The 10,207-nt window shown below is 67.1% G+C and carries 9 protein-coding genes; 3 read left to right on the top strand and 6 right to left on the bottom strand.

All coding sequences use genetic code 11. From position 1 onward, the window contains the following. Positions 1 to 1,530 (bottom strand): HAD-IC family P-type ATPase (locus N878_RS03550; protein ID WP_021442314.1); only part of this gene is annotated, 1,530 nt, incomplete at its 3' end. Positions 1,531 to 1,593: 63 nt separating this feature from the next. Beyond that, positions 1,594 to 1,986, bottom strand: coding sequence for a hypothetical protein (locus N878_RS03545; RefSeq protein ID WP_021442313.1), 393 nt, complete (start codon positions 1,984 to 1,986; stop codon positions 1,594 to 1,596). A gap of 139 nt (positions 1,987 to 2,125) precedes the next feature. On the opposite strand from N878_RS03545, the gene N878_RS03540 reads away from it, so the two are divergent. Next, positions 2,126 to 2,323 (top strand): heavy-metal-associated domain-containing protein, encoded by a 198-nt coding sequence (locus tag N878_RS03540; RefSeq protein ID WP_021442312.1) that lies wholly within the window; start codon positions 2,126 to 2,128, stop codon positions 2,321 to 2,323. A gap of 81 nt (positions 2,324 to 2,404) precedes the next feature. Here N878_RS03540 and N878_RS03535 read toward each other — a convergent pair whose 3' ends face one another. Continuing rightward, complete coding sequence (locus N878_RS03535; protein WP_021442311.1) at positions 2,405 to 3,301, bottom strand: acyltransferase; 897 nt, start codon at positions 3,299 to 3,301, stop codon at positions 2,405 to 2,407. 408 nt (positions 3,302 to 3,709) lie between these two features. Here N878_RS03535 and N878_RS03530 point away from each other — a divergent pair, with 408 nt between their 5' ends. Beyond that, entirely contained in the window at positions 3,710 to 4,081 is a 372-nt protein-coding gene (locus N878_RS03530) for a translation initiation factor Sui1 (protein ID WP_031302695.1), read from the top strand. A gap of 122 nt (positions 4,082 to 4,203) precedes the next feature. Further along, the gene (speA, locus tag N878_RS03525; protein ID WP_021442309.1) at positions 4,204 to 6,117 is read left to right on the top strand and encodes an arginine decarboxylase; all 1,914 of its coding nucleotides are present in this window, start codon (positions 4,204 to 4,206) and stop codon (positions 6,115 to 6,117) included. Between the two features lie 48 nt (positions 6,118 to 6,165). On the opposite strand, the gene N878_RS03520 is transcribed toward speA, so the two are convergent. The 3 genes from N878_RS03520 to algW all read right to left on the bottom strand — a co-directional run bounded on the left by N878_RS03520 (position 6,166) and on the right by algW (position 10,205). Then, positions 6,166 to 6,885: a DUF4198 domain-containing protein gene (locus N878_RS03520; protein ID WP_021442308.1), complete on the bottom strand. Its 720-nt coding sequence runs from the start codon at positions 6,883 to 6,885 to the stop codon at positions 6,166 to 6,168. Between the two features lie 13 nt (positions 6,886 to 6,898). Then, positions 6,899 to 8,959, bottom strand: a complete 2,061-nt coding sequence (locus tag N878_RS03515) for a TonB-dependent siderophore receptor (protein ID WP_051365796.1) — start codon at positions 8,957 to 8,959, stop codon at positions 6,899 to 6,901. 103 nt (positions 8,960 to 9,062) lie between these two features. After that, complete coding sequence (algW, locus tag N878_RS03510; RefSeq protein ID WP_021442306.1) at positions 9,063 to 10,205, bottom strand: Do family serine endopeptidase AlgW; 1,143 nt, start codon at positions 10,203 to 10,205, stop codon at positions 9,063 to 9,065. Positions 10,206 to 10,207 lie beyond the last annotated feature (2 nt).

Genomic DNA, 10,207 nt, shown 5'->3' with positions numbered 1-10,207 from the left:
TTCGGTTTCGTGGGCCGCGGCGAGGCCGAGGTGGACGATACGCGGACGCCCTTCGGTGAGGGTGCCGGTCTTGTCGAAGGCGAGGGTGTCGACCGCATGCGCCACTTCCAGCGCCTGGGCGTCCTTGATCAGGATGCCGTGGCGCGCGGCCACGCCAGTGCCGGCCATGATCGCGGTCGGCGTGGCCAGGCCGAGGGCGCAGGGGCAGGCGATCACCAGCACCGCCACGGCGTTGAGCAGGGCGCTTTCCAGCGGCGCGCCGAACGCCAGCCAGCCGAGCAGGGTGGCCAGGGCGAGCAGCAGCACGGCCGGCACGAACACCTGGCTGACCCGGTCCACCAGCTTCTGGATCGGCGCCTTGGCCGCCTGGGCGTCCTCCACCAGGCGGATGATCCGTGCCAGCACGGTCTCCGCGCCCAGTGCGGTGGTTTCCACCAGCAGGCGGCCTTCGCCGTTGATCGCGCCGGCGGTGACCTTGTCGCCCGGCTGCTTGGCCACCGGCAGGCTCTCGCCGCTGATCAGCGCCTCGTCGGCGTGGCTGTGGCCTTCGACGACCCGGCCGTCCACCGGGAAGCGCTCGCCCGGCTTGACCACGACCCGGTCGCCGAGTGCCAGGGCATCGATGGCCACGCTCTGCTCGCGGCCGTCGACCAGGCGCACGGCGCGATCAGGGCGCAGCGCCTGCAGGGCACGGATGGCGCCGGCGGTCTGGCGCTTGGCGCGGCTTTCCAGGTACTTGCCGAGCAGGATCAGGCTGATGATCACCGCCGAGGCCTCGAAATACAGGTGCGGCATGCCGCCGGCCGGGGTCACCGCCCACTGGTACAGGCTCAGGCCGTAGCCGGCGCTGGTGCCGATGGCCACCAGCTGATCCATATTGCCGGCGCGGGCCCTGAGCGCTTGCCAGGCGGCGCGGTAGAAGCGCGCGCCGAACACGAACTGCACCGGCGTGGCCAGCAGGAATTGCACCCAGGCCGGCAGCATCCAGTGCAGGCCGAAGGGCTCGACCAGCATCGGCAGCACCAGGGGCAGGGTCAGGGCGATGGCCGCCAGCAGCACCAGGCGTTCGCGGCGCAGGCGCTTTTGCGCCATGTGCGTCTCGGACGGGCCTTGCTCGAGCAGGCGGCCATGGTAGCCGGCGGCGGCGACGGCGCGCAGGGCGAGCTGCACGTCGAAGCCGGCGAGCACCTGCAGATGGGCCTTCTCGTCGGCCAGGTTGACCGCGACGCGGGTCACCCCGGGCAGCTGGTGCAGGGCGCGTTCGATGCGGCCGACGCAACTGGCGCAGGTCATGCCGTCGATGGCCAGCTCCAGCGGCTGGCTCGGCACCCGGTAGCCGGCGCGCTCGACCGCGGCGATCAGCCCGCCGAGGCTGTCTCCCGGCGCCTCGATGCGCGCCTGTTCGCTGGCCAGGTTGACGCTGGCGCTGGTCACGTCGGGTAGCTGGCGCAAGGCGCGTTCGACGCGGCCGGCGCAACTGGCGCAGGTCATGCCTTGGATCGGCAGGTCGTAGGTGGTGAGGTTGGACATGCTGGGTCTCCCTGTAGCGAGGGCTACAGGATCAACCTTGACGCCATGGTAAGGTCAAGCACTTCAATGCACGGGCGGTGCGGCATGCAGGCGCAGGCCGGCGGCGTCCATGGCGATGCGGTAGCGGCGCACCTCGCCGGCCTGCAGTTGCAGCGCCTGGCCGCTGAGCTGGGCGATACCCAGGCCGCAGGCGCCCGGGCCCTGCAGGCCGAGACGCAGCGAAACGCTGCCCGGCGGCAGGTTGAAGGCCACCGACTGGCCCTGATACAGACGCGCCGCCAACTGGTCCTGCAGGTACAGCGCCACCTCGCAGGGGCTGGCCACCTCCAGGCGCTCGCGCGAGACGATCAGCACCGCATAGCCCTCGCCCTGGGCGGTGTCGGGCAGCGGTGCCAGGGGTTGGGCGGCGAGCGGCTGGTTCAGCAGGGCGGCGAGCAGGAGCGGGATGAGGCGCATGGCGGCGATCCTTTCGAAGACCTATTGAGCTTGGCTCATCGAGCCGGATCGGCAAGGGGTCTGCACCCGGGGGCTTGACCTTGCCACCGTGGCAAGCTCGAGACTGAACGCCGTCAAGCAAACCAACGAGGAGTGACAGATGCAGATTTTCAAGGTGAGCGGCATGTCCTGCGGTCATTGCGTGCGGGCCATCGGCGAGGCGATCAGGGCGCTGGACGATGCGGCCGAGGTGCAGGTCGACCTGGCGGGCGGCGAGGTGCGGGTGGCCAGCCGACTGAGCCAGGAGCAGTTGCTGGCGGCGATTCGTCAGGAGGGCTACCAGGCGCAGCCCGCGTAGGGTGACGCGGGTCCGCCGAGGCTGCGCGCACCATCGATTCGCGATGAGTAACGGTGCGCACCCGGCGCACCCTGCGGGGCGCTACGCCGAGCGTTTGAGTGCGGCCAGTTCGGCGTCCTTCTCTTCCCACAGCTGGTTGACCCACTGCTGGAACGCCAGGCGGTAGGCCTCGTCCTGATCGTAGTTGCGGCCGATGAACTCGCGCGGGATCTGTACCTGCTGGAAGCGCATGTGCACCGCGTCGAGACGGCCGCAGAGCAGGTCCCAGAAGCCGGGCACGCCGTGCGGGTAGTGGATGGTGACGTTGACGATGCTGTGCAGCTGCTCGCCCATGGCGTCGAGGACGAAGGCGATGCCGCCGGCCTTGGGCTTGAGCAGGTGGCGGAACGGCGAGTTCTGCTGGGCGTGCTTGGCCGCGGTCAGGCGGGTGCCCTCGAGGAAGTTGAACACCGCCACCGGGTTGCTCTTGTAGCGTGCGCAGGCGCGACGCGTGGTGGCCAGGTCCTGGCCGCGCTTCTCCGGGTGCTTGGCCAGGTATTCCTTGCTGAAGCGCTTCATGAAGGGGAATTCCAGCGCCCACCAGCACAGGCCGATCACCGGCACCCAGATCAACTCCTGCTTGAGGAAGAACTTCAGCAGCGGCAGGCGGCGGTTGAGGATGTATTGCAGCACCAGGATGTCGACCCAGCTCTGGTGGTTGCTGGTCACCAGGTAGGAATGGCGGGTGTCGAAGCGCTCCAGGCCTTGCACGTCCCACTGGATGCGGCCGACCAGGCGCATCCACCATTTGTTGACGCCGATCCAGGCCTCGGCGATGCCGTGCATGACGAAGCGCAGCGCGCGTTGCAGCGGGGCGAAGGGCAGCAATAGCTTGAGCAGGGCCACACAGAACAAGGGCCAGCACCAGAACAGGGTGTTGAGCGCCAGCAGCAGGCCGGCGAGCAGGCCGCGAAGCGGCGTGGGGAGAAAATGCAGCATGCGAAGGAGGCCTTCTGACAAGGGGCTTCTGTCGGCCCCGGGGCGGTACGAAACGGCTGCGACTATCCCTGCGCAGATCAATCGGCTGACAAGGTTAACGCCTGTGCACTGACCTGCAAGTGCCAGTGCTGACCCAGTGGTTTCGTTGGCTCGTGGGGTGCGCTGCGCGCACCGGCTTTTCCGGCTGGTGCGTACCACTCATTCCTTGGAGCGAACCCCGCGGCCCATGGCGTCGCCAAAGTGCCGCACAATGACGCAAATCCGTACTTAGCAAGCGCCGCCTTTGCCGTTACACTGCGCGACCTTTTCAGCGGACGTCTGTCCGCTTGCGCTGCCCCTGCCAGAGTGGGGCTTCGCGGTCGACGCCCGTCGACCAGTCGCTATCCTGACCCCTACGAGGACAAGCCGGTGGTCAAGAAAGCTTCGTCATTTTCCGCCCTGAGCGGTCTCGTCTATTCCACCGACACTGGTCGGCATTGCCCCGACTGCGGCCAACCGGTGGACGCCTGCAGCTGCAAGCAGAGCCAGCTTCCCGCCGGTGACGGCATCGCCCGCGTACGCCGTGAAACCAAGGGTCGTGGCGGCAAGACGGTGACCACGGTGAGCGGTGTGCCGCTGGCCGAGGAGCCACTCAAGGAGCTGGCCAGCGCGCTGAAGAAGCGCTGCGGCACCGGCGGCGCGCTGAAGGACGGGGTGATCGAGATCCAGGGCGATCATGTCGAGTTGCTCCTCGCGGAACTGAGCAAGCGCGGTTTCACCGCGAAGAAGTCCGGCGGCTGAAGCGTCATTTCCTAAACTTCGATGCTGCTCATGCGGTCAACCGCCGAGCAAACGTCATCTTGCATCCTTAATTTCCAGGCTGGCCACCTAGAGGGCCAGACTCATTCTCATGGGAGAACCCGATGTCCGCACGACGCACCCGCAAAGACGACGGCAGCCAGTGGACGGTAGCCGACAGCCGCAGTGTCTACGGTATTCGCCATTGGGGCGCCGGCTATTTTTCGATCAATGATGCCGGCCGCATCGAGGTGCGTCCCAACGGCCCGGACAGCGCGCCGATCGACCTCTACGACCAGGTCGACGAGTTGCGTCAGAGCGGTCTGTCGCTACCCTTGCTGGTGCGCTTTCCGGACATCCTGCAGGACCGCGTACGGCGCCTGACCGGTGCCTTCGACGCCAGCATCGAGCGCCTCGAATACCAGAGCCGCTACACCGCGCTGTACCCGATCAAGGTCAACCAGCAGGAGGCGGTGGTGGAGAACATCATCGCCACGCAGAACGTCTCCATCGGCCTGGAAGCCGGCTCCAAGCCCGAGCTGCTGGCGGTGCTGGCGCTGGCGCCGAAGGGCGGCACCATCGTCTGCAACGGCTACAAGGACCGCGAGTTCATCCGTCTGGCGCTGATGGGGCAGAAGCTCGGCCACAACGTGTTCATCGTCATCGAGAAGGAATCCGAGGTGCGCCTGGTGATCGAGGAGGCGGCCGAGCTCAAGGTCGCGCCGCAGATCGGCCTGCGCGTGCGCCTGTCCTCTCTGGCCTCGAGCAAGTGGGCCGACACCGGCGGCGAGAAGTCCAAGTTCGGCCTGTCCGCCGCGCAGATCCTGCAGGTGGTCGAGCGTTTCAAGGCCGCCGGCCTGGACCAGGGGATTCGCCTGCTGCATTTCCATATGGGCTCGCAGATCGCCAACATCGCCGACTACCGCAAGGGCTTCCGCGAGGCCATCCGTTACTACGGCGAGCTGCGCGCGCTGGGCCTGCCGGTCGATCACATCGACGTCGGCGGCGGCCTGGGAGTGGACTACGACGGCACCCACTCGCGCAACGCCAGCTCGATCAACTACGACATGCAGGACTACGCCGATGCCGTGGTCGACATGCTCAAGGAATTCTGCGACCGCCAGGAAATCCCCCATCCGCACATCTTCTCCGAGAGCGGCCGGGCCATGACCGCGCACCACGCCGTGCTGCTGGTGCAGGTCACCGACGTCGAGCGGCACAACGACAAGGTGCCGGAGATCGATGCGAGCGTCGAACAGCCGGAAGTGCTGCAGGTGCTGATCGAGCTGCTCGACGACAGCGACCCGGAGATGGTCGCCGAGACCTACTGGCGCGCCACCCACTACATCGAGGAAGTGGCGGCACAGTACTCGGCGGGCAAGCTCGATCTGCCGCAGAAGGCCCTGGCCGAGCAGTGCTACTTCGCCATCTGCCGGCGCCTGTACAACCAGCTCAAGGCGCGTCAGCGCTCGCACCGCGCGGTGCTCGACGAGCTCAACGACAAGCTGGCGGACAAGTACATCTGCAACTTCTCGGTGTTCCAGAGCCTGCCGGACACCTGGGCCATCGGCCAGATCCTGCCGATTCTGCCGCTGTCGCGGCTGGACGAGGAGCCGCTGCGTCGCGCCGTGCTGCAGGACCTGACCTGCGACTCCGACGGCAAGATCCGCCAGTACGTCGACGAGCAGTCGATCGAGACCAGCCTGCCGGTGCACGAGGTGCGCGAGGGCGAGGACTATGTGCTGGGCATCTTCCTGGTCGGCGCCTACCAGGAGATCCTGGGCGATATGCACAACCTGTTCGGCGACACCGACTCGGTGAACATCTATCAGAACGCCGACGGCAGCGTGTACCACGCCGGCATCGAGACCCACGACACCATCGAGGACATGCTGCGCTACGTGCACCTGTCGCCCGAGGAGCTGATGACCCACTACCGCGACAAGGTGGCCAGCGCCAGGATCAGCGCCCGCGAGCGCACCCAGTTCCTCGACGCCCTGCGTCTGGGCCTGACCCGCTCGTCCTACCTGGCCTCCTGAACCCCCTGACCGCGCGCCGCCCTGGGCGCGCGGTCAGGCCGGCCGCGGTTATTCGTGGTGCGCCTGGCCGAGGAAGGTCAGCGAGGCGAACAGGCCGCGGGTCTCGATATCCGCATCGTTCGCCACCGGCAGGCTGACCTCGGCGCTGATGATGTTCAGCCCCTGGTTGCGCACCGGTACCTGCGCGCGACCCTCGGCATCGGTCATCGCGCTGACCTGGTGCGGTGCGCCGCGGTAGTCGCCGACCAGCTCGACGCCCGCCAGCGGCTTGCCGTCCACCAGCACCCGCACCGGCAGCGACTTGCCCGGGCCGACCTTGAGCGGGTCGGTTTCCGGCACTATGACCATCCTCAGTTGATCCAGCGCCGGCAGCTGGGCGCCTTCGGCGTAGATCGCCAGGCTGTACTTGTAGGTGTGCAGCGACTGGGTCGAGTCCGCCACCTGGCTGCGGCCCTGGTTGATCCATTGGCCGTCCGGGGTTTTCGACCAGGCGCCGTTGTCCAGCGCCACGCCGAGCACGGCGGGGGGCTTCAAGGGTTGCAGGCGGGCGTGGTCGCTCAGGCGCTCGACGCTCACCGGGATCATCTTGCCGGCGGCGTCATAGGCCCAGGCGCCGCTGATCTTCTCGGCCTTGAAGACGTTGTCCTCGGCGCCGTGGCCATAGACCACTTCGATGTTGCCGCGACGCTGTTCGGTCCACAGACCATGGGCAAGGACGTTGCCGCTGGCGAACAGGCCGGCGAGTAGCAGGTAGGCAGGGATACGCATGTGAAACTCCGATTCAGAGGTTGAGGGTCAGGTTGACGCTGAGGTTGCGGGGCTCGCCGGGCAGTACCCAGACGCTGTTGAACGAGCGCTCGTAGTACTTGCGGTCGAACAGGTTGTTGAGGTTCAGGCCCAGGCTGAGGTCCTGGGTGGCCTGCCAGCGTGCGAGCAGGTCGACCGTGGTGTAGGCCGGCAGCTCGAAATCGCTGCCGGTCTGCCCGGAGCGGTCGCCGACATGGGTGATCGCGGCGCCCAGCTCCGAGCCTTGCAGGGCGCCGCCCTGGAACTGATAGACGCCCATCAGGCTGGCGCTGTTGCGGGCGATGCCGAGCAGGTCGCTACCCTCGGGAATGCTGTTGTCCTCGGTCACTTCGGCGTCGATATAGGCGTAGGCACCGATAATCCTCACGGCTTCGCTGAGCTGGCCGCTGATCTGCAGGTCGAGGCCCTGGCTGCGCGCCTTGCCGGCGGCGATGCTGTCGCCGGGACTGTTCGGGTCGGCGGTCAGCACGTTTTCCTTGTCGATATGAAACAGCGCCACGGTGGCGCCCAGGCGGCTGTCGAGCAGGTCGAGCTTGAGCCCCGTTTCATAGCCGAGACCCTTTTCCGGTTTGAACACCTGGCCCTGAGCGCCGATGGCATTGGGTTTGAACGACATCGAGGCGTTGGCGAACACGCCGACCTCCGGCGTCAGCTGATAGAGCAGGCCCGCGCGCGGGGTGGCGACCTCCTTGCTCTGCTCGTTGCTGACCCGCGTGCTGCGGTTCAGCGCGGTCTGCTCGAAACGCTCCAGGCGCACGCCGAGCAGGCCGCTCCAGCGCTCGCTGAAGGCGATCTGGTCCTGCAGGTTGAGGGCGTAGCTCTCGGTATGCTCGTGGAAGTCGTTGGGATTGACGGTGGGTGGTTTCGGTTGCCCGTAGATCGGGTTGTAGATGTCCTGGCCGTAGCCCAGGCCGGCGACGCTCTGCGGGTACTTCTGGCTGTTGCGGTAGTTCTCGTACTCCAGGCCCAGCAGCGTCTGGTGCTGCCAGCCGGCCAGCTCGAACTGGCCGTGCAGTTCGGCCTGGGTGATGCTGTCGTTCCACTCGAAACTGCGCTCGCGATAGAAGCGCGTGACCTGGTCGCCGATCAGCCGCGACGGCTCCGAGCTGTTGCCGTCCAGCGTGCCCTGGCTGTAATGGCTGGCCAGGCGCAGTTTCCAGGCATCGTTCAGATAGTGCTCGAGGCTGGCCTGCAGCAGCTGGTTGTCGTTGCGGATCTCGCCGTCGTTGGGCTCGCCGAGAAAGGTCGAGCGCTTGACCGCGCCCATCTTGCCGTCGACGGCGGGAATGCCACGGTCGAACACCGAGTCGGTGCGCGAGAACTCGCTATCGAGGGTCAGCAGGGTGTCGGGCGACAGCTGCCAGCTCAGCGCCGGGTTGACGATCTGCCGCTGGTTGCCGACGTGGTCCCGAAAACTGCCGTTGTCTTCCACCGCCAGGTTGACCCGCGACAGCAGCGTGCCCTCGGCGTTCAGCGGCGTATTGACGTCGAGACTGCTGCGGTAGCGATCCCAGCGTCCGGCGCTGGCCTTGAACTGGGTGAAGGGCTCCAGTTGCGGGCGCTTGGTGACGATATTGACCAGGCCGCCGGGGTCGCCGCGGCCGTAGAGTGCCGCGGCCGGGCCCTTGAGCACCTCCAGGCGCTCGATGGCCGAGGCGTCCGGCGAGCTGTAGCTGCCGCGGTTGATGGCGAAACCGTTGCGGTACAGTTCGCCGGTGGTGAAGCCACGCACGCTGTAGTTGAGGAAGGTCAGGCCGCCGAAGTTGTTCTGCCGCGACACGCCGCCGGCGAAATCCAGGGCGCGGTCGATGCGCGTGCTGCCGAGGTCGTCGAGCACCTGGGTGGGCACCACGGCGATGCTCTGGGGAATCGCCTCGATGCGCGTGTCGGTGCGGGTGGCGCTGGCCGAGCGCGTGGCGCGGTAGCCCTGCACCGGACCGTCGGCCAGCTCGGCGTCGGCGCTGATGATGCTGTCTTCGAGCTGGGCGGGAGATGGCGTGGCGAGGGCGCTGGGAGCCAGCAGGCTGGCAAGCAGGGCAAGGGTGGCGCGCAAGGGAAGGCTCCTGTCGATGAAATTTAATGTAATAACATAACATTAAACCCAATCGAGAAGAGTTCCCAGATGAAAATTCAGCCGATCAGTTGCCGTTAACGGGGGGGCGCAGGCCGATTTCCGCGGTCAGTTCCAGCGTCTTGCCGTTGCGCAGCACCTCGATGCGGATCTGGTCGCCCGGCTTGGTGCGCGCCACCTGGTTCATCGAGCGGCGGCCGTCGCCGGCCGGTTCGCCGTCGATGCTGAGGATCAGGTCGCCCGGCTGCAGGCCGGCCTTCTGCGCCGGGCCGTCGCGGTACAGGCCGGCGACGACGATGCCGGGGCGGCCTTCGAGGCCGAAGGACTCGGCCAGTTCCGGGGTCAGCGGCTGCACCTCGATGCCCAGCCAGCCGCGAATCACCTGGCCGTGCTCGATGATCGCCTGCATCACCTCCAGCGCCAGCTTGACCGGGATGGCGAAGCCGATGCCCTGCGAGCCGCCGGACTTGGAGAAGATCGCGGTGTTGATGCCCACCAGGTTGCCGTGGGCGTCGACCAGCGCGCCGCCGGAGTTGCCCGGGTTGATCGCCGCGTCGGTCTGGATGAAGTCCTCGTAGGTATTGAGGCCCAGCTGGTTGCGCCCGGTGGCGCTGATGATGCCCATGGTCACGGTCTGGCCGACGCCGAAGGGGTTGCCGATGGCCAGGGTGACGTCGCCGATCTTGATGGTATCGGAGCGGCCCAGGGTGATGGCCGGCAGGTCGGGCAGATCGATCTTGAGTACCGCCAGGTCGGTTTCCGGATCGGTGCCGATCACCCGCGCCAGGGTGTCGCGACCATCCTTGAGCGCCACCACTATCTGGTCGGCGCCGCTGACCACGTGGTTGTTGGTCAGCAGGTAGCCCTCGCGGCTCATCAGCACCGCCGAGCCGAGGCTCGACTCCATGCGCTGCTGGCGCGGCAGGTTGTCGCCGAAGAAGCGGCGGAAGGTGGGGTCCTCGAACAGCGGGTGCGTCGGCTTGCTCACCAGCTTGGTGGTGTAGAGGTTGGCCACCGCCGGCGAGGCGGTATCCACCGCCTCGGCATAGGACACCGGGCCTTCCTGCAGACGGCTGTAGATCGGCGCCTGCAGCATATGCACTTCCTGGCGGGGCAGGCCGACCCACTCCGGGTAGCGCTGGATAATCAACAGCGCGAGCAGCACGCCGACCAGCAAGGGCCAGCCGAGGAAACGCAGGGCCTGGGACATCG

Origin of the sequence: Pseudomonas sp. EGD-AK9, assembly GCF_000465935.2 — a bacterium.
GTDB lineage: Bacteria > Pseudomonadota > Gammaproteobacteria > Pseudomonadales > Pseudomonadaceae > Aquipseudomonas.
This window is presented reverse-complemented; position numbering and strand designations above follow the sequence as displayed.